Below are 19,685 nucleotides of genomic sequence, written 5' to 3'. Positions count from 1 at the left end.
TTCGAGAACCGGATGCGAGATGCCCATGGCCCTGCCCGATGACTTCCTGCCGCTGGATGATATTCCCGAGCCCCTGAGGGCTCCCCTGGCACATGCCCGTGACCGGCTGGCGAGCGCGCTGGAGCAGGCCGACAACCTGGCCGACATGAACGGCAGCGACTCCCCGCGGGAGGACTGGCTGGCGCTGTCGGATGCGCGGCGCCGTCAACTGGCGCGGGTGCTGGCCGTCTCGACCTTCGCCGCCGAGACCCTGGTGCGCTATCCGGAGTGGCTGTTGCACCTGGATGCCAGCGGCGAGCTGGACGCGACGCCCTCCGCGGAAGCCCTGCGCGATTGGCTCGACGAGCGGCTGGAGGCTGCCGAGGACGAGGCGGCCCTGCATGGCGCCATCCGCCGCTTTCGTCGTGCCCGCATGCTGGGCATCGTCTGGCGTGACCTGACTCGCCCCCCGGATCTCGACATGTGGGCAACCAGCGGCGCCGTATCGCGGCTCGCCGAGACCTGCCTGGAGGGGGCCCTGGCCTGGCTCGAGGCCCATTTCGCGCCGCGCTGGGGGCGGCCCGCCGCGCGGCGCGACGGCAGTGAGCAGCGGCTGGTGGTGCTGGGCATGGGCAAGCTCGGCGCCGGCGAGCTGAACCTCTCCTCCGACATCGACCTGATCTTCGCCTTCCCCGAGAAGGGTGAGACCGAGGGCGGGCGCAAGCCCCTGGAGCACCAGGAGTATTTCACCAAGCTCGGCCAGAAGCTGATCACCGCTCTGGACGCGGTGACCGCCGACGGCTTCGCCTTTCGCGTCGACATGCGCCTGCGCCCGCTGGGCGATGGCGGCCCCCTGGTGGGAAGCTTCTCCTCGCTGGCCGGCTACTACCAGGACCAGGGGCGCGAGTGGGAGCGTTACGCCATGCTCAAGGCCAGACCCGTCGCTGGCGACCTGGGCGCGGGCGCCGAGCTGCTGTCGAGCCTGCACCCTTTCGTCTATCGCAAGTACCTGGACTTCGGCGCCATCGAGTCGCTGCGCGAGCTCAAGTCGATGATCAACCGCGAGGTCCGGCGCAAGGGCATGCAGGGCAACATCAAGCTCGGTCCCGGGGGCATCCGCGAGGTCGAGTTCGTGGTCCAGGCCTTCCAGTTGATCCGCGGTGGCCGTGACACCGAGTTGCAGGTCACTTCGCTGAAGACCGCCCTGGAGCGCCTGCCCGAGCTTGGCCTGCTGCCCCGGGAGGTGATCGACGAGCTGATGCCCGACTACGTCCTCCTGCGCGACCTGGAGCATGTGCTGCAGGCCCTGGAGGATCGCCAGACCCAGACCCTGCCTGACGACGACATCGACCGCGAGCGGGTGGCCCTGGCGCTCGACATGGAGGACTGGCCGGCGGTAATGGCCCGCCTCGACGAGGTGCGCGAGCGAGTGCGCCGGCACTTCGACGCGGTGATCGCCGAGCCCGAGGAGGAGGTGGAGGACACCGATGACGCCGACCAGCCGGCCGGTGCCGTCGGCCTGGAGGAGTGGCGCGCGCTGTGGCGCGGCGAGCTGGAGCAGGACGAGGCCCGGGAGCTGCTCGAGGAAGCCGGCCTGGCGGAGCCGGATGCCGCCCTGCGCCGGCTGCAGACACTGCGCCAGTCCCGCCAGGTGCAGGCCATGCAGCGCATCGGCTTCGAGCGACTCGAGGCGCTGATACCGCTGCTGCTCGATGCCGTGGTCGCCAGCGAGACCCCGGACATCGCCCTGGAGCGGGTGCTGCCACTGGTCGAGGCGGTGTTGCGACGCACCGCCTACCTGGCGCTGCTGCGCGAGAACCCGGATGTCCTGGGACACCTGATGAAGCTGTGCAGCGCCAGTCCCTGGATCGCCGCCCAGCTCGCCCGCCATCCCATCCTGCTCGACGAACTGCTGACGCCCGAGACCCTCTACACCCCCGCCGACAAGCAGCGCCTGGCCGATGAGCTGCGCCAGGCCCTGGGGCGGCTTCCCGAGGATGACGAGGAGGCCCAGCTCGAGGCCCTGCGGGTCTTCAAGCATGCCCAGGTGCTGCACGTAGCGGCCTCCGACATCGCCGGCACCCGCCACCTGATGAAGGTCAGCGACTATCTCACCTATATCGCCGAGGTGGTCCTGGAGGCGGTGCTGGCCATGGCCTGGAAGCACCTGACCCGCAAGCACGGCTTTCCGGAACGTCGCGAGGAGGGGCGCTGCGGCAGCGAGCCCGAATTCCTGGTGGTCGGCTACGGCAAGCTCGGCGGCATCGAGCTGGGCTACAGCTCCGACCTGGACCTGGTGTTCCTCCATGACGGCGCCACCCAGGGGGCCACCGACGGCAAGCGTCCGATCGACAACGCGATCTTCTTCACCCGGCTGGGCCAGCGCATCATCCACTTGCTCACCGCGGTGACACCGGCGGGCAGTCTCTACGAGGTGGACATGCGGCTGCGCCCCTCGGGCAACTCGGGGCTGCTGGTCTCGACGCTCTCGGCCTTCGCCGACTACCAGCGCGAGCAGGCCTGGACCTGGGAGCACCAGGCCCTGGTGCGAGCCCGGGTGGTGGCCGGCCATCCGCGCCTGGCCGAGCGCTTCGACGCGATTCGCGGCGAGATCCTCGGCCGAGAGCGGGACCTCGAGGCGCTGCGCGAGGAGGTGGTGAAGATGCGCCACAAGATGCGCGACCACCTGGGCGGCAAGAGCGGGAAGGGCGAGTTCGACCTCAAGCACGACCCCGGCGGGATGGTCGACATCGAGTTCTTGTGCCAGTTCGCGGTGCTCTCTATGGCGCATGATACCCTCGAGCTATTGGCGTACAGCGACAATATTCGTATTCTGGAGACTCTCGAAGCGACCGATCGCCTGCCGAGCCAGGATTGCCAGCGGCTGCGCGAGGCCTATCTCGCCTGTCGCACGGCCGCCCACCGGGCGGCCCTGACCGGCGGGGCCGGGCGCGGTCGCAACGACGCATTTCGGGCGCATCGCGAGGCCGTCGTCGAGCTCTGGCAACGCCTGCTCGAACCGCAAGGTCACTGAGCGCGGGTGGGTTCCCGCGGGTTTCCCGTTTCCACGATTTAGAAGATGAAAGGACGTAGATTATGTCGATGGCTGACCGAGACGGTCTCATCTGGTTCGACGGCGAACTGGTTCCCTGGCGCGATGCCCAGGTGCACGTACTGACCCACACCCTGCACTACGGCATGGGCTGCTTCGAGGGCGTGCGCGCCTACGCGACCGATAAGGGCGCGGCCATCTTCCGGCTCAAGGAGCACACCGACCGCCTGTTCGATTCGGCCAAGATCCTCGGCATGCACATGCCCTTCAGCAAGGAGCAGATCAACGAGGCCCAGCGTGCCGCGGTGCGCGAGAATGGCCTCGACGAGGCCTACCTGCGCCCCATGGTGTTCTTCGGCAGCGAGGGGATGGGCCTGCGCGCCGACAACCTCAAGACCCACCTGATCGTCGCCGCCTGGGAGTGGCCCTCCTACATGTCGCCCGAGGCCCGCGAGCTCGGCATCAAGGTGCAGACCTCCTCGTTCACTCGGCACCACGTCAATATCGCCATGACCCGTGCCAAGGCCAACGGCCAGTACATCAACTCGATGATGGCGCTGGCCGAGGCCCAGCGCGGCGGCTATGACGAGGCGCTGCTGCTCGACCCTCAGGGCTATGCCGCCGAGGGCTCCGGCGAGAACCTCTTCATGGTCAAGAACGGCGTCATCTACACGCCGATGCTGACCTCCTGCCTCAACGGCATCACCCGCAACACCGTGCTTCACATGGCCGAGCACCTGGGCTTTGAGCTGCGCGAGAAGCTGATCACCCGCGACGAGATCTACATCGCCGACGAGGCCTTCTTCACCGGCACCGCCGCCGAGGTGCTGCCGATTCGTGAACTCGACGGCCGCACCATCGGCGAGGGCCGTCGAGGCCCGATCACCGAGAAGATTCAGTCGCTCTACTTCGACGTGGTGCGCGGCAAGCAGGCCATCGATGCCAGCTGGTTGACGCCGGTGGCCTGATACCCCGCCCCCTCCCACTTCCGGCCCCTGCGGGAGTGAAAGCCCGGCGCCCCGCCTGTCACCCGCAGGCGGGGCGCCTTGCGTGGACTCCACGCCGTAGGCCTTCTTCATCTGCGCTGTCACCCGCAGGCGGGGCGCCTTGCGTCTGCGGTCCGGCAAGCTCCCTCGCCCCGAGGCGGGCCTCGAATATATTGTTGATCCGTATTGTCTGCAGGCCCGCCTGGCAATGACAGTTGCCTCCAGGGCCAATCTGACCAGACTGGATGTTTTGCGATGGTGCGAGGAGAGGCGGGTGGCGCTACAGCTTTGACAGGGCCATCTCCAGCCCCGTCAGGTCGACGGTGGTGATCACGTCATCGGGAAAGGGCGAGGCGGTGGGGTCGGCGGTCACGCCGATGAAGGCCGTACCGTTGGAGCGTGCGGCACGGTAGTCATTGTAGGAGTCGCCGATCATCACGGTATCCGCGGGAACGTGACCACGGCGCGCCAGCAGGTTGCGCAGGCCGTTGACCTTGTCGGGCGGCGCGCCGATCACCTCCACGAAATAGCGATCCAGTCTACGCCGTGCGGTGATGGTCTTGAGCTCGGGCTCCGGCGTGGCCGAGAGCAGGTAGAGCGGCAGGTGCCCCCGCCAGCGTTCCAGGAACTCGAGCGCGCCGGGAATGGCCGGTGCTTCGAGCAGGCGCTGTTCGACATGGGCCTTGAAGCGCCGACAGAGCTCCTGGATACGGGATTCTCCGGCATCGCGGCCCAGGATCTGGCCTTCGATGTGGCGGAACTTGACCTCCCGCGGCTGTCCTCCGCGACGGTTGAGATAGGCGACCACGGCCCGGCGGTTCTTCTCCGGTTCGTCGTCGTAGAGGTCGGCGAAGGCCTGGCGCTTGAGAATCGCCGAATCGAGGATCACGCCATCGAAATCGAAGACCAGCACGCTTCCGTTGCCTGGGGATACGTCGTTCACTGGTTCGCTCCACATCTGCGCCAACAGGAACGCGGCCCGGTGGGCCGCGTCATTGCCGTCGGGTGAGGCATCAGTGTCGCTTGAACAGGTTCTTCAGCCAAGCCTTGGCCGGTGTCTGGCCCAGCAGGACCAGCACGATCACGGCGGTCAGCACCAGCGAGAGGGGGTTGGCCACCAGTGCCAGCAGAAACTGGCTACCGTTGTCGCCGACCGAGGACATCGCCTGGCGATAGGTCTCGTCGAGCAGTGGCCCGAGGATCACGCCGAGGATGACGGGGCCCATCTGGAAGCCGAATACCTTCAGCCAGTAGCCCAGGATACCGAAGCCCAGCATCCAGTAAACTTCCGTCATGTTGCTGTTGATGGAGTAGGTACCCACCACGCAGAGCACCAGGATCAGCGGGATCAGCAGTGCCTTGGGCACCTCGACCACCTTCGAGAAGACCTTGATGCCGGTAAGGCCGAAGATCAGCAGGAAGATGTTGGCCAGTGCCAGGTTGCCCACCGTGAACCAGAAGATGTGCGGGGTCTCGATCATCAGCATGGGGCCGGGATTGAGGCCGTGGATGACCAGGGCGCCGAGGATCACCGCGGTGACCGCATCGCCGGGCATTCCCAGGGTCAGCATCGGCACATAGGCACCCCCTACGGCGGCGTTATTGGCGGTCTCGGGGGCGACCAGCCCCTCATAGGCACCCTCGCCGAAGGGGCTAGAGGGGTTCTTGACGGTACACTTGGCGTGGTCGTAGGCGAACAGCGAGGCGATGTCACCCCCGGTGCCGGGCAGGGCGCCAACGATGACACCGATGATCGAGGTGCGCGCGGAGAGCGGCAGGTACTTCAGCACCATGCTCAGTGGCGGAATGATCTTGTCGACCTTCTGCTTGACCGGCACCTTGGAGAGGTTGTGCAGCTGGTAGAAGGCCTCGGCCACGCCGAACAGACCGATCATTACCACCACATAATGGATGCCGCCGAGGGCGCGCCGGGAATGTTGAGCAGGATGGCCGTGCGCGAACCACCGTAGACGCCGCCCACATAGATGCCCACCATCAGCGCCAGGGCATTGTTGATGTCCCAGGAAAAGGTGAAGGAGATCAGGATCGAGGCGGCCATGGTCACGGAGAGACCAGGGATCGCGCCGACGTAGATGCCGGCCAGGGTGCCCAGTGCTGTCAGCAGCAGAAGCTGAGGATCCACCCAGGCCATCAGGAGGTAGGAAAACGTATCACTCATCGTGGGATCTCAGGGGTCAGGGGAGGTAGACGCGGAACACCAGGGTGAATAGGGCATAGATCACCGCGATGGCCACGGCCGAGATGATCAACGAGCTCACTACCTTGCCCTGTCGGAAATAGATGAAGGTCACCGCCAGGAAGAGGTAGGTGCTGACATAGAAACTCGCCCAGACGATGGCGGCCAGATAGGCCACGGCGAGGAAGGTGAACACCACGATATGCGGTTGGAAGTGCTCGTTGAGAAAGACCTGGGCCTCGTGGAACGCGTTGCGGATGCGCGGATCCCGACGCTTATGGCGGTGGCTGACCAGGATGACCACCGACGAGGCCAGCATCACCAGTGCCAGGCCGACAGGAAAGGTACCCGGTGAGTTGAGGCCGGGAATCCCGTCGATGCGATAGGCCTCGAACAGCACGCCGATGCTGAACAGCAGCAGCAACCAGTCGAAGACTTTCTCTCCCGCCTGGACGCGCTCGAATTTCTGGCTCATGTCATGACTCCGGGGGAGGCCGGCCCGTGACCGACCTCCCCGTCAGGTAGGCATTGTGGGTCAGGGGCGCGGGATGCCGAGCGCCTCGGGGGTGGTCTCGAGCGTTTCGGCATCGGCCTCGTACATGGCCCAGGCGGTCACCGACTGCCAGTTATCCAGGTACTGCTCGGCCTCCTCGCCGTTGAGGTTGAGCGGCTCCGCACCGAAGTTGCTCAAGAATTCCTGGAACTGCTCATTGGCTACCGCCTGTTCATAGGTCTCTTCCAGGGTCGCCTTGATCTCGTCCGGGGTATCCTGATGGACGAAGACGCCCCAGAACGGCCCCCAGGGGAGGAAGGACTCGATGTCCGGCAGCGCCTCGGTGATCGGTGGCACCACCGGCCCCCCACTGGATAGTGCCCTGGATATTGCGCTCGGGATACTCGGCCAGGGCACTGCCAGCCATGGTCAGCGATCCGACGGCGACGGCGAGGCTGGTGAGAAGCGGTTTGAACATGGGGAATCCTCCGGGACTCGTGTTGTTGGCCTGCTCTAGGGCAGTGGTCTTCTTGTGTTGGGACCTGGGTGAATTGTGTTGGGACCTGGGTGAAAAGGCGTTCGGTTGTCGAACGATATGTTCTTGATGCGAACACTAGAACTCCCTTCCAATACTGTCAATGCAGGATGTGGCCACCTACGACCATGGTCGTATGAGGGTGGCGCCTGCCGCTGCCGCAAGTATGTATTCATAAGAAGTGTAGAGGTATTGCAGTCCCCATCCTCTTTTTCGCCTCCTATAGTAGTAGCAGGTATCTTGGGCCACGGCGGAGAGGCCGTGCAGCAGGGGCTTGCCGAGCCATCCTATTTTTCGCGCATATTGCGAACTAAAGAACGCCATGCGAACATTGGAACTATGTTCTAAACTTGCCGAGTGAGACGTATGATACCCACTCGCTCTGATACGATGAATACCGTGGAGTGAGGCTGCCACGCTCACGCCCTCGATATCGCTCCCCCTTGGAGGACAAGATGCGCGCCATTGCCACCGTCTGCCTGAGCGGCGACCTGAGAACCAAGCTCGAGGCCAGCGCCCGTGCCGGCTTCGATGGCGTCGAGATCTTCGAGAACGACCTGCTCTCCTTCGACGGCACGCCGGGCGAGGTGCGCGAGCTGTGCGAACGCTTGGGGCTGGCGATCGTCGCTTTCCAGCCCTTCCGGGACTTCGAGGCCATGCCCGAGCCCCAGCGTGGCCGCAACCTTCAGCGAGCCGAGCGCAAGTTCGATCTGATGGAGCAGCTCGGAACTGACTTCCTGCTGGTCTGCAGCAACGTCTCTCCCCAGGCCATCGACGACATGGAGCGGGTCGTGGAGGACCTTCGTGAACTGGCCGAGAGAGCGCACCGGCGGGGCATTCGCGTGGGCTTCGAGGCGCTCGCCTGGGGGCGGCATATCTCGGACTATCGCGATGCCTGGGAGGTGGTACGCCGCGCCGACCACCCCGCACTGGGCGTGGTGCTCGACAGCTTCCATATCCTTTCCCGCGGTCACGACCTTTCGACCATCGGCAAGATCCCCCGGGACAAGATCTTCTTCGTCCAGGTCGCCGATGCGCCGCTGCTGGACATGGACATCCTGCAGTGGAGCCGCCATTTCCGCTGCTTCCCCGGCCAGGGACGGTTGCCGCTCGAGGCCTTCATGGCCGCCCTGGCGAAGGCCGGCTATGCCGGCCCGCTGTCACTGGAGATCTTCAGTGATGCCTTCCGGGCCGCTCCGACCGAAGCCACTGCCCTGGATGGCCTGCGCTCGCTGATCTGGCTGGAGAATCTGCTGCCGGAGGGGCCCTGGGCGAGCCCCATCCCGCCGGCACCCCGCTACAACGGTATCCACTTCATCGAGTTCACCCTCGACGAGGAGAGCGCAGCCCCGCTGGGCGAGTTCATCGGTGCCCTGGGGTTCCGCCATGTCGGTCGCCACCGTTCCAAGAACGTCGAGCTCTGGAAGCAGGGCGAGATCCACCTGGTGCTCAACTTCGAGACCGATAGCTTCGCGCATACCTTCCGCCTGCTGCATGGCACCTCGGTATGTGCGGTGGGCTTCCGGGTCGACGACGTGGAGAAGGCCCTGGCCCGGGCGAGAGCCTTCAAGGCCCAGACCTATAGCGGCCAGGTGGGCGAGGGGGAGATGGAGATCCCCGCCCTGCGCGGCATCGAGGGCAGCCTGGTCTACCTGGTGGATGACGAGGCCGCCGGCGACCTGCAGTGGCGCACCGACTTCGAGCTCTTCGACCAGGCGAGCCGCGACGAGGCGGGCCTGACCCGGGTCGATCACCTCTCCTATGTGCTGCCTGCCACCCAACTGCTGGGCTGGCAGCTGTTCCATCGCACCGTGTTCGGCTTCGAGGCCGAACCGGAGCACGAGATCGTCGATCCCCGCGGCATGATGATCAGCCAGGCAGTCAACAGCCCCGACCGCAGCATCCGCCTGCCGCTGACCGTTTCCCAGGCTCAGGAGACCCAGCCGGGTCGCTTCCTCAGCGAGTTTCGTGGCGGGGTGCAGCAGATCGCCTTCGAGAGCCAGGATCTCTTCGCCACCGTGGATGAGCTCCAGGCTCGGGGACTGCCGTTGTTGCGCATCCCGCAGAACTACTATGACGACCTCGAGGCGCGCTTCGGGCTCGATGAGGACCTGCTGGAGGCCATGCGCTCGCGCAACATCCTCTATGACCGCAAGGACGAGGGCGACTTCTTCCATGCGTACACCGAGACCTTCTCGGGGCGCTTCTTCTTCGAGATCGTCGAGCGGCGAGGTGGCTACAACCAGTTCGGCGAGGCCAACGCGGGCATCCGTCTGGCGGCTCAGGCCGCTCAGCGCTGAAGCGGATCGCACCCTAATGACAGGGAGCTTGCCAAGCGCCGCTCCTGACTTCGGAGGAATCCCATGAAACTCGGCCTGATCGGCAAGGCAATCATGAACTCCAGCTCGCCGGACCTGCATGTGCGGCTCGGCGAGCTGACCGGCATCCCGGTGACCTATGACCTGTTCGATGCCAACGAGCAGCGCATCGCGTCCCTGGAAAGCCAGGTCACTCAGGTGATCGCCGACGGCTACCGCGGCGTCAACGTGACCTTCCCCTGGAAGGACGCGGCGGTGAAGCTGGCCACTCGCCCCTCCGAGGGCGCCCGCATGGTCGGGTCCGCCAATACCCTGGTGTTCGAGGGGAGCGAGATCATCGCCGAGAATACCGACTTCACCGGGTTCATCAGTGGCTACCAGGCGACTCTCGGTGACCGGCCGCCGGGCCGCGTATTGCTGCTCGGCACCGGTGGCGTGGGCAAGGCGGTGGCCTTTGGCCTGGGCAAGCTGGGGGCCGAGGAGGTGATCCTGATGGACCTCGACGAGGCCAAGTCCCGCCAGCTGGTCGAGGAGCTCCAGAACCAGGGGTTCCGTGCCTCCTTCATCACGCGAGAGCAGGTCGACGAGACGGTGCCGTCCTGTGACGGCCTGGTCAACTGCACCCCCATCGGTCACGAGAAAAGCCCCGGCTGCCCGCTGCCCAAGGAGCTGATCGCTGCCCACCACTGGATCTTCGACGCGGTCTACGTGCCGGCGGTCACCGAGTTCGTCGCCGCCGCCAAGGCGGCCGGTGCCGGTGTGATGAGCGGGGTCAGCCTGTTCGTCTTCCAGGGCGTGGATGCCTTCAAGCTGTTCTGCGAGGATGCCGATAGACGCGCCGCCGCCGACGAGCAGGCGATGACTCTGTTCGCCCATTACAGGCGGGCGCTGCTCAAGGAGGACGAGGCATGAGTCAGGGCAAGGTACTGGTACTGCACGGTCCCAATCTCAATCTGCTGGGTACTCGCCAGCCGGAGATCTACGGCCACGAGACGCTCGACGACGTCAACAACGCCCTGCGCGAGAAGGCCGATCTCAAGGGCTGGGAGCTCAACAGCTTCCAGAGCAACCACGAGGGGGCGCTGATCGACGCCATCCATGCCGCGCGACTCGACGGCACCCTGGCGATCATCATCAATCCGGCGGCCTATACCCATACCTCGGTGGCGATCCTCGATGCCCTCAACGCCTTCGAGGGCACCGTCTACGAGGTGCATATCTCCAACGTGCACCAGCGCGAGAGCTTCCGTCACCACTCCTATGTCTCGCTGCGCGCCGATGGCGTCATCGCCGGGCTCGGCACCCAGGGCTATCAGGCCGCCCTGGACGCCGCGATCAAGGCCCTGAGAAAGGCCTGAGCCACACTCGCTTTCCCGCTTTTCTCTCCGGCCCGCTTCATGACGAGTCTTTTGCGTCGAGCTAGCGCATTCAACGTTGTCCGGCCCCTCTTCTGCGGGGCCGGCGGCTACCCTAGAGATAGGGCGGCGCCCGCCTGCGACGGCTGGTGCGCCTTGCCGCCAGTGTGTTGGGGGCGCCAGCAGGGCCTGCTCTACACCTTTACCAGCAGGGCCTGTTCTACACCTTTAGTTGTAGAGGCGCGGTAGGCGTTGACATAACTGGAAGCCAGTTCTAGTGTTCGCATAAAGCACTATCGTTCGTATTACAAACAACCACTACCACGGAGGACTTTCCATGTTCAAATCATCAGCCAGCGCGACAACGGCAACGCTCGGTGCCCTGATCTTCGCCATGAGCACTCTGGCTCAGGCCGATACCATTCGCTTCGCTCATGTCGACCCCGACGACTGGCAGAGCTCCAAGAAGGGAGCGGCCGCGCACATGTTCAAGAACGTCGTCGAGAGCGAGACCGAGCACAGTGTGGATATCTACCCCGCAGCCTCGCTGGGCGACGAAGACGAGCTGATCCAGCAGGCCATGGATGGCACCACCCAGGTGGTCATGGTCTCGGGGGCCATGTCGAAGATCTGCCCTGCCGCGGGGGTGCTGGACATTCCCTACATGTTCGAGACGCCGCTGGTCGCCTGGGAGGTGCTCGACGGCGAATTCGGCAACGCCCTGGCCGAGCACTGCCTCGAGCAGACCGGACTGCGCACGCTGGGCTATGGCGAGACCGGGGTGCGCCACTTCACCAACAACAAGCTCGAGATTCGTACCCCCGAGGACATGAATGGGCTCAAGTTCCGGGTCCAGGACATTCCGCTCTACGTCGAGATGGTGGAAGGGCTCGGCGCCCAGCCGACGCCGATTGCCTGGTCGGAGTTGCCGACCGCCCTGTCGACGGGCGTGGTGGATGGTCAGGAGAATCCGGTCGGGACCATCTACAACAACAACCTGCATGAGCTGCAGGACTACCTGACGCTCGACGGCCATATCTATGCGGCCGACTTCCTGGTGATCAACGATGCTTACTTCAGCGGCCTCTCCGAGGCGGACCGCGAGGTGATCCAGCGGGCCGGGGTGATGGCCGGCATGATGGGGCGCTCCATCCAGCAGTTCACCACCGCCCAGGGCCTCAAGGCCGTGCAGGAAGAGGGCATGCAGGTCTACAGCCCGACATCCGAGGAGCTCGCGCAGTTCCGCGAGCAGGCCCAGCCGCCGGTCATCGCCTGGCTGGAGGAGGACCTGGGTTCTGACGCCGAGTGGATCCAGCGCCTGCAGGATGCGGTGGCCGACGCCACCGAGTGATCCTCCCGCCACCCCGTGCTCCTGATGGCACGGGGTGGTTTCCTCCAGAGGCTCGAGACACATGGCAGCTATCTTCCAGTCATTTCAGCGCCTGGCGGCGGGGGTCTTTGCCGCCGGCGCGGGGCTCTCCATGGCCCTGATCTTCCTGATCGTCTTCCTCAATGCCCTGGGGCGCTACACCCTGGGGAGCTCCCTGGCCTGGGGCGACCAGGTGCCGGTCTTCCTGGGGATCTACGGGGTCATGTTCGGCATGGCGCTGGCCTACCTGCAGGATCGCCACGTGCGCCTGGGGGTGATCGTGGACTTCCTGTCGGTACGTGTCCGCGAGGCCCTGTTCCTGATCGTCGACCTGCTCGTGGTGGTGACCGGGGCGCTACTCGCCTGGTCGGGCTACCTGTTCATGTCCAGCCGCGGCGGCATGCGAATCTCGGGGCTCAACAGCACCATTCGCAGCCTGCGGGAGGCGACGGGGCTTGAGCTCTTCAACGTGTTCGGCACGATGGCACCCTACCAATTCGCCATCGTGCTGGGCGGTGGCATGCTGGCCGTGGCCGCCACGCTCAAGTTCATCGAGCGGATTGGCACGCTACGTGCGATGACAGACGAGGTGTCGTGAATGGTCTATCTCATCCTGCTGGTCGGCCTGGCCATCGGCATACCGGTTGCCTTCGCCATCGTGGCGGCGTTGCTCTATTTCATGGCCGTGGGCGAGTTTCCCTATCAGCTCTCCGCTGTCGCCACCCAGATGTTCTCCGGAATCAACTCCTTCGCCCTGCTGGCGATACCCCTGTTCATCCTGGCCGGGGAGCTGATGAACGAGAGCGGTATCACCATGCGGATCATTGCCTTCTCCAAGATCCTGGTCGGAAGGCTCAAGGGCGGACTGGCTCACGTGAACATCTGGGCCTCGGTGATCTTCGCCGGGCTTTCCGGTTCGGCGGTGGCCGATACCTCGGCACTGGGACGGGTGTTCATCCCCGAGATGGAGAAGGAGGGCTATCCCCGTGATTTCGCGGCGGCGCTCACCGCGGCCTCGTCGGTGATCGGCCCGATCATTCCGCCGAGCATCCCGGTGATCATCTACGCGCTGATCGTTACCGGCGTCTCGGTGCCGGCGCTGTTCCTGGCGGGTATCGTGCCGGGCCTCCTGCTGGCCCTCTTCCTCTCAGGTTACGTGATGATCTTCGCGGGGAAGTACCAGAAACGGCCCACGGCACTGCCCTCCGGGGAAAAGCGCAAGATCTTGCTTGAAGGCGTCATCCCGTTGTTCATGCCGGTGTTCGTGGTGGGTTCGATCCTGCTGGGCATCGTCACCCCCACCGAGGCGGCTGCCTTTGCCGTGGCCTATGCGCTGTTCGTGGGCATGGTGGTCTTCCGCAAGATCCATTTTCGCGATCTACCGAGCATCTTCACGCGCACCATGGTCGACACGGCGGTGATCATGATCATCATCGCGGCGGTGGCGGCGGCCAACTGGCTGCTCACCTTCAACCGCGTGCCCAACATGCTCACCGATCTGACGCTCGCCTATATCACATCGGAGTGGACCTTCCTGCTGGCGGTGATCGTGCTGTTCCTGGTCGCCGGGCTCTTCCTGGAAGGGATTGCCGCCATGCTGGTGCTGGTGCCGATCCTGCACCCCATCGCGGTGGGCATGGGGGTGGATCCGGTGCACTTCGGCATCATCGTCATCTTCAACCTGATGATCGGCTTGATCACCCCGCCCATGGGGTTGTGTCTGTTCGTGGCCGACTCCGTGGCCAATGTGGGGCTGTCCCGGCTGTCGCGGCGGATCCTGCCGCTGTTCCTGGTGGAGCTGCTGGTATTGCTGCTCATCACGTTCGTGCCGAGTATCGTGACCGGCCTGCCCAGGCTGATGGGTTACTGATGAACGGTGGCGTGGTCAGCCCCATGCCTCGAGGTCATGCCGTCGGACGCCGGCATTAGCTGCGCCGGGTGGCGAGGAAGAGGCCGGCGCCGATGATCAGGATGGCACCCAGGTAGGTCTGCAGTAGCGGTACGTCCCCGAAGACCAGATACCCTGCCGCCGAGACCCAGACGATCTGCAGGTAGAGGAAGGGCGAGACCAGCGAGGCCGGGGCGCAGCGCATGGCCATGATAAGCCCCAACTGACTCACGGCGCCCAGGATGCCGACGGCCAGAAACAGGGGAAGGTCGCCGAGGGCGATGGGCGTCCAGAAGAGGGGGACGATGGCCGAGCTGACCAGGGCGCCTGCCAGGCCGGCATAGAACAGCGAGGTCAAGGGGTGATCGTGGCGGCCGAAGCGTCGCGTGGCGAGCTGATAGAGCGCAAAGCAGCAGGCCATCCCGAAGGGCAGCAGCGCCGCAGGCTGGGCACGCCAGTCCACCGGTCCCACGGCGATCATCACGCCGACAAAGCCTGCCGCGACGGCCAGGCCCCGTGCCAGGGTCACCCGCTCCTTGAGCAGCGGGATGGCCAGCAGGGTGACCAGCAGCGGGGAGCTGAAGTTGATGACATAGACCTGCAGCATGGGCAGCTCGCGCAGCGCCAGGTAGGCGAAGGTACTGGCGCCGAACAACAAGAGGCCGCGCAGTACCTGACCGAAGAGCGATTCCGTACGCATCAGTTCACGGCAGCGCGGTAGCCCCAGCCAAGCGAGGTAACCCGACAGCACCAGCATGTGTCCCGCATAGCGGGCCCACACCACCTGGATCGGGGAGTAGTCCTGGCCGAGCCACTTGACGCCGGTATCCAGCAGCACGAACAGCAGGCCGGCGGCGAGCATGAAGGCGATGCCGAGCAGTGGGCGATCAGCGGGTAGTGCAGGAACTAGAGGGGGAGAGATGGCCATGGGGCTCCCGGGACGTGGGCGAGACTTCAATACTAGCAAGCTAACGATGTTTAGGGTAAGTGTCGGGTGAACAGGCCTCCACCACTCGCCGTGCCTTCTGCAGTGCCAGGCAGGCGCGCTCCAGCGCACTGATACCCTGGCGACGAAGCCCCTCGGTGGGAATCTCCAGGCTCAATGGCAGGTCGCGGGGTAACCTCGCCAGCAGGGCCGGCAGGTCGATATCACCGTCACCCGGGAAGCAGCGTTCCTGGCGTGCCTCGCGAAGGATCTCCGCCATGTCGTCGGGGACCGGGCCGGCCACGTCGCATAGCTGCGAATAGCGCATCCACTCACGGGGAACCCGTGACAGCTCCTCCATCGGGCTGGCCGAACGATTGAAGTGGAAGGCATCCACCAGCAGGAAGGCGTTATCCCGGCCCGCCTCCCGGGCCGCGGCGACGATGCGCTGCGCCTGGGAGAGGTTCTTCACGCCGGTCCAGGGCATGAACTCGAGGTGCGGATTCAGCCCCAGCGGCTTGGCCAGTTCGCATAGCGCTGCGAAGTTGTCGATGGTCCTAGTCGCATCCTCATCGTTGCCGGCCACCAGCACCTCGCTGGCGCCCAGCTCTGCCCCGATTTCCAGGATTCGGGCAAAGTCCTCGCCGACTCGGGTCTCGGGCTTGAGGCGCAGGATCTCGATATCCACGACTCTCAGGCCGGTATCGCGTAGTCGCTCCCGAGTATGGCGCCGCAGGGCCGTATCGTGGGCGAGCGGGAAATGGTGCTCCTCTGAGGTGGCGGGGATCAGGCGCAGGCCGACGCCATCGTAGCCCGCCCGGGCGGCCACCTCGACCATGGCGGGAGGAGACAACTCCAGCACGGTCAGGGCGGCCAGGGAGAAGGGGCGGTCATGCATCGGCGTTCTCGCCAGGTGTCTCGGGTGAGCCGGTCGCGCGCTGGCCGGCGGCGTGCAGGCCGGCAATATGCCCGAAGGTCATGGCCGGGCCGAGGTTGATGCCACCGGCAGGATAGTAGCCGCCCATGATGCTGGCCATGTCGCTGCCTGCCGCGTAGAGGCCGTCGATCGGGAGGCCCCGGGCATCCAGGACCTGGGCGTGCTCATTGGTCTTGAGGCCGGCGAAGGTGCCGAAGCAGCCGGGCACCACCTTCACCGCGTAGAACGGGCCCCGGTCCAGGGGCGCCACGCAGGGGTTGGGACCGTGGGCGGGATCGCCACTCTTGCGGTTGTAGGGGGTGGAGCCGCGGCCGAATTCCGGGTCCTCGCCGCGGGCGGCGTGGCGGTTGTACTCGGCCACGGTGGCGGCGAGCCCGTCCGGGTCGATGCCGCAGTTCCGGGCCAGCTCCTCGAGGGTCTTGCCGGCCTTGAGATAGCCCTTGCGGATCCAGTGCCGGAAGGGCACCGGGGCCGGTCGGGTGATGCCGATCCCGTAGCGGCGCTGGAAGCGGTGGCTGCAGATCAGCCAGGAACAGAGCTCCTCGTTCTCCGGTACCGCCTTGACCATGGCGTCAACGTAGTCGTAGTAGCCAGCGGCCTCGTTGACGAAGCGCCTGCCATTGCTCAGCACCCCGATGATGCCCGGCTTGCCGCGGTCGATGATGTGCGGGAAGTGGCCGACATGGCCGTCCGGGTAGGGGACCACGGAGACCGGCGCCCAGGCCACCGGCGAGTAGAGGCCGGTGTCGATCTCGCCGCCCACCGACTCGCCGAGGCGCAGGCCGTCGCCACTGGCGGAGGGGGGCGGTAACGGCCAGTGTTCCTTACCTGTGGGTGTGCGGGGGAAGAGCTCGCGGCGCCGCTCGACGTCCCAGGGGAAGCCGCCGGCGGCCAGCACCACGCCGCGCCGAGCGGTCAGGGTCATCTCGCCGTCGGGCGTCTCGACGACCACGCCGGTGATTCGAGCGCCCTCCTTGATCAAATGTTTTGCCGGCGATGAGACCCAGGTCTCGACCCCCAGGGCATCGGCGGACTTGGCCAGTCGCCCGGTCAGGGCCACGCCGTTGACCAGTTGCATGGCGCGGCCGTAGCGGGCCAGGTCATGGAGATGCCGGGTAACACGCTTGGCGACGTGGACGAAGGACCGGAACGAACGGGTAACGGTCAGGAAGGCCATCAGATCCGGCCCGGCCTGGATCGGCATGCCCAGGAAGGCGGTCTCCGGCATGGTCTTGCGCAGCTTCTTCAGCGTCTTCCTGTCGAGCTGGCGGCCATCGAAGGGCGCGGCGATCACCGAGCGCCCGCCGGTGCCGGCACCGGGGGTATCGCCATGGACATCGGCGATGGCGTTGCCGTCGGCAAACTGCAGGGCGGTCTTCTCGTTGAAAAAGGCGACCATCTTCGGGGCGGCGTCGAGGAAGGCATCGATCTTCGCGGGATCGTAACGCTCGCCCAGCTCATGGCGCAGGTAGGTGCGCACCGTCTCCGGGGCCTCGTCGATCCCGGCGGCCTTGGCCAGGGGGTTAAGCGGGGCCCACATCCAGCCGCCGGACCAAGCAGTGGCACCACCCAGGCCCTCGGCCTTCTCCACCACCACCACCTTGAGGCCATGCCAGGCGGCGGTGACGGCGGCGGCGAGGCCGGCCGCGCCGGAGCCCACCACCACCAGATCGACGTCTTGCTGTCTGTCGGCCATTGCCGGTCCTCTGGAATGCTGTTCCAGAATAATCTAGAACAATGTTCCACTTTAATCAATAGGCGAACGCCCGGAACAGCCTCGAAACGTTACCGCCATCCGCGATAGCTCTGGCAGCGGGTCAGGAAACCGGCAGCAGGCCGAAGCGGGTCAATAGCCCGATCAGCAGGCTGATGGTGACGAAGGAGCCCAGGGTGCCGACCATCAGGGCGGCGGCACTGACCCCGCCCAGGCCATAGCGCTGGCCGAACAGCGGAAAGACACTGATCATCGGGGCACAGGCGAACAGCAGGGCACCGGTCAGCAGCAGGGGATCCGCCTCGGGCAGCAGCAGGAAGACACCGAGCACGGCAAGGGGGTGCAGCAGCAGCTTGCCGACGACGATCTGGCCCACGTCGGAGGCCATGCCGCGGACCTGGAGCCCATACAAAGAGCCGCCGATCACGAACAGCGCGGCGGGACCGGCGGCATCGGCCAGCATGTCGATGGCCTTGGCCAGCGGGCCCGGCAGAGTGAGGCCTGATATGGCGAGCAGCACGCCCACCACCAGGCCGATCAGGATGGGGTTGCGGACCAGGCGCAGGGCCGTCTGGCGTAGCGTCGTAGCGAGCCCGTCCCCGCTCTGGTTCGCCATCTCGGCCAGGATCAGCGCCGCGGGAATGATCAGCAGGTTCTCGATCAGCATGTTCAGCGCCAGGAACACCGCGGCGGGCGAACCGAGCACCATGGCCGCCACCGGGTAGCCGATGAAGCCGCTGTTGGAGGCGGCCATGCCCAGGGCATGCATGGCCCCGATGCCGAGCGACTTGCGCTGGATCCCCAGGGTCAGCAGCAGGGCGAAGGCGAACACCGCCACCGAGCCCAGGCCATAGGCCAGCAGATAGTGGGGGTTGAAGACCTCGGCGAGCGGGTTCTGGTTGAGGGCCCGGATCACCAGGGAGGGCAGAGCGCAGTACATGACGAAGGTGCCCACGCCCTGGAGCTGCTCGCGGGTGATGATGCGGCTGGCCATGATCACATAGCCCACGCCGATCAGCAGGAAGATCGGCGTGGTGATGGCGAGAATCTCGAGCACTATGGCCTCCTTGCCGGTAACGGTGACAGACGCCTGGCGCCGGGCATCAGCTGAACAGGCGTGACGAGGCGCTGGCCTGGGAGAGCTCCGCCGCCGCCGCCATCAGGTTCGGCCCCAGGGCCTGGACGCGCTCGGCATCGAGCCGCACGCTGGGCCCGGCGATGCTCAGTGCCCCGATGGGATGGCCGTCGAGCGGGTGGCGCACCACGGCCGCCATGGCCGTGGTGCCCGGCCCCATGCTGTCGCTGACCCAGCTGTAGCCGCGCTCCCGGGTCTGGCGCAGATGCTCGAACACGGCCTCGCGGGTGCGCGGGGCCCCGGGCCCTACCGGGTGGTCGGTCTCCAGGCCATGGGCCTCGATCAGGGCCGTCGCCGCCTGGTCGCTGAGGTCGGCCAGCCAGGCATGGCCGCTGGCGGTACAGAAGAGCGGCGCTTCGCGGCCCATGTCCGGATCGTAGCGCAGCCCGCTGCGTGCACCCTGGGCCTTGGCGATCCAGGTCAGGTGTTCTCCCTCGATGACCGAGAGGCGCACCAGCTCGCCGCTCTCCTCGGCCAGGCGGTCGAGGATCGGCTGGAGGACGTCGCTGGCTCCCGTGCTCGCCAGGTAGCTCAGCCCCATGGCCATCAGCCGCGTGGTGAGCCGGTAGCGCTGGGTATTCGGGTCCTGGCGGACGTGGCCGAGCCGGATCAGCTCGTTGCAGATGCGGTGGGCCGCGCTCTTGGGAATGCGCAGCCGGTCGGCGATGACCAGCAAGGGCATGCCCTCGGCGTCCTCCGAGAGGATTTCCAGCACCCCCAGGGTGCGTTCGATCAGGCTACCCGCCATGATGGCTATCCATTCGTCGCGAAAACCTTGATTCTAGAATCGTGTTTTGGAATT

At 65.8% G+C, this 19,685-nt stretch carries 18 protein-coding genes; 8 read left to right on the top strand and 10 right to left on the bottom strand.

From position 1 onward, the window contains the following. The first annotated feature begins 25 nt into the window (after positions 1-25). Both glnE and OP498_RS09725 read left to right on the top strand, forming a co-directional pair. A complete protein-coding gene (gene glnE, locus OP498_RS09730; protein ID WP_280553376.1) occupies positions 26-3,013 on the top strand; it encodes a bifunctional [glutamate--ammonia ligase]-adenylyl-L-tyrosine phosphorylase/[glutamate--ammonia-ligase] adenylyltransferase in 2,988 nt (995 codons plus the stop codon). Between the two features lie 62 nt (positions 3,014-3,075). Continuing rightward, positions 3,076-3,999: a branched-chain amino acid transaminase gene (locus OP498_RS09725; protein WP_280547720.1), complete on the top strand. Its 924-nt coding sequence runs from the start codon at positions 3,076-3,078 to the stop codon at positions 3,997-3,999. A 298-nt stretch (positions 4,000-4,297) separates the two neighbouring features. Here the strand turns inward: OP498_RS09725 and OP498_RS09720 are convergent, their stop codons facing one another. The 5 genes from OP498_RS09720 to OP498_RS09700 all read right to left on the bottom strand — a co-directional run bounded on the left by OP498_RS09720 (position 4,298) and on the right by OP498_RS09700 (position 7,064). Further along, positions 4,298-4,960, bottom strand: a complete 663-nt coding sequence (locus OP498_RS09720; RefSeq protein ID WP_280547721.1) for an HAD-IA family hydrolase — start codon at positions 4,958-4,960, stop codon at positions 4,298-4,300. A gap of 70 nt (positions 4,961-5,030) precedes the next feature. Continuing rightward, complete coding sequence (locus OP498_RS09715; RefSeq protein ID WP_280547722.1) at positions 5,031-5,912, bottom strand: tripartite tricarboxylate transporter permease; 882 nt, start codon at positions 5,910-5,912, stop codon at positions 5,031-5,033. Continuing rightward, a complete protein-coding gene (locus OP498_RS09710) occupies positions 5,912-6,196 on the bottom strand; it encodes a tripartite tricarboxylate transporter permease (RefSeq protein WP_280547723.1) in 285 nt (94 codons plus the stop codon). The genes OP498_RS09715 and OP498_RS09710 overlap by 1 nt, the downstream gene beginning before the upstream one ends. Before the next feature lie 16 nt (positions 6,197-6,212). Beyond that, positions 6,213-6,689 carry a tripartite tricarboxylate transporter TctB family protein gene (locus OP498_RS09705; protein WP_280547724.1) on the bottom strand — a complete coding sequence of 159 codons (477 nt, stop codon included), beginning with the start codon at positions 6,687-6,689 and terminating at the stop codon, positions 6,213-6,215. A 60-nt stretch (positions 6,690-6,749) separates the two neighbouring features. After that, on the bottom strand, positions 6,750-7,064 hold the full coding sequence (locus OP498_RS09700) for a hypothetical protein (protein ID WP_280547725.1): 315 nt from the start codon (positions 7,062-7,064) through the stop codon (positions 6,750-6,752). Positions 7,065-7,697: 633 nt separating this feature from the next. Between OP498_RS09700 and OP498_RS09695 the strand changes: the two genes are divergently transcribed. The 6 genes from OP498_RS09695 to OP498_RS09670 all read left to right on the top strand — a co-directional run bounded on the left by OP498_RS09695 (position 7,698) and on the right by OP498_RS09670 (position 14,154). Continuing rightward, on the top strand, positions 7,698-9,542 hold the full coding sequence (locus OP498_RS09695) for a sugar phosphate isomerase/epimerase and 4-hydroxyphenylpyruvate domain-containing protein (protein ID WP_280547726.1): 1,845 nt from the start codon (positions 7,698-7,700) through the stop codon (positions 9,540-9,542). A 63-nt stretch (positions 9,543-9,605) separates the two neighbouring features. Next, positions 9,606-10,472, top strand: coding sequence for a shikimate dehydrogenase (locus tag OP498_RS09690; protein WP_280547727.1), 867 nt, complete (start codon positions 9,606-9,608; stop codon positions 10,470-10,472). Beyond that, positions 10,469-10,918: a type II 3-dehydroquinate dehydratase gene (gene aroQ / locus OP498_RS09685; RefSeq protein WP_280547728.1), complete on the top strand. Its 450-nt coding sequence runs from the start codon at positions 10,469-10,471 to the stop codon at positions 10,916-10,918. The genes OP498_RS09690 and aroQ overlap by 4 nt, the downstream gene beginning before the upstream one ends. Before the next feature lie 334 nt (positions 10,919-11,252). Then, positions 11,253-12,266: a DctP family TRAP transporter solute-binding subunit gene (locus OP498_RS09680; protein WP_280547729.1), complete on the top strand. Its 1,014-nt coding sequence runs from the start codon at positions 11,253-11,255 to the stop codon at positions 12,264-12,266. Positions 12,267-12,327: 61 nt separating this feature from the next. Continuing rightward, entirely contained in the window at positions 12,328-12,882 is a 555-nt protein-coding gene (locus tag OP498_RS09675; protein ID WP_280547730.1) for a TRAP transporter small permease subunit, read from the top strand. Further along, positions 12,883-14,154, top strand: coding sequence for a TRAP transporter large permease (locus OP498_RS09670; protein ID WP_280547731.1), 1,272 nt, complete (start codon positions 12,883-12,885; stop codon positions 14,152-14,154). It begins immediately after the preceding gene. 55 nt (positions 14,155-14,209) lie between these two features. On the opposite strand, the gene OP498_RS09665 is transcribed toward OP498_RS09670, so the two are convergent. The 5 genes from OP498_RS09665 to OP498_RS09645 form a co-directional block, all read right to left on the bottom strand. Next, positions 14,210-15,100: a DMT family transporter gene (locus tag OP498_RS09665; protein ID WP_280547732.1), complete on the bottom strand. Its 891-nt coding sequence runs from the start codon at positions 15,098-15,100 to the stop codon at positions 14,210-14,212. Positions 15,101-15,140: 40 nt separating this feature from the next. Next, the gene (locus tag OP498_RS09660) at positions 15,141-15,995 is read right to left on the bottom strand and encodes a sugar phosphate isomerase/epimerase (RefSeq protein ID WP_280547733.1); all 855 of its coding nucleotides are present in this window, start codon (positions 15,993-15,995) and stop codon (positions 15,141-15,143) included. Further along, positions 15,988-17,730 (bottom strand): FAD-dependent oxidoreductase, encoded by a 1,743-nt coding sequence (locus OP498_RS09655; protein WP_280553374.1) that lies wholly within the window; start codon positions 17,728-17,730, stop codon positions 15,988-15,990. The genes OP498_RS09660 and OP498_RS09655 overlap by 8 nt, the downstream gene beginning before the upstream one ends. Positions 17,731-17,851: 121 nt before the next feature. Continuing rightward, positions 17,852-18,805, bottom strand: a complete 954-nt coding sequence (locus tag OP498_RS09650) for an AEC family transporter (RefSeq protein ID WP_280553373.1) — start codon at positions 18,803-18,805, stop codon at positions 17,852-17,854. A gap of 46 nt (positions 18,806-18,851) precedes the next feature. After that, positions 18,852-19,631: an IclR family transcriptional regulator gene (locus tag OP498_RS09645; RefSeq protein WP_280553372.1), complete on the bottom strand. Its 780-nt coding sequence runs from the start codon at positions 19,629-19,631 to the stop codon at positions 18,852-18,854. Positions 19,632-19,685 lie beyond the last annotated feature (54 nt).

Origin of the sequence: Halomonas sp. 25-S5, from assembly GCF_029889845.1 — a bacterium.
Classification (GTDB): Bacteria; Pseudomonadota; Gammaproteobacteria; order Pseudomonadales; family Halomonadaceae; genus Halomonas.
This window is presented reverse-complemented; position numbering and strand designations above follow the sequence as displayed.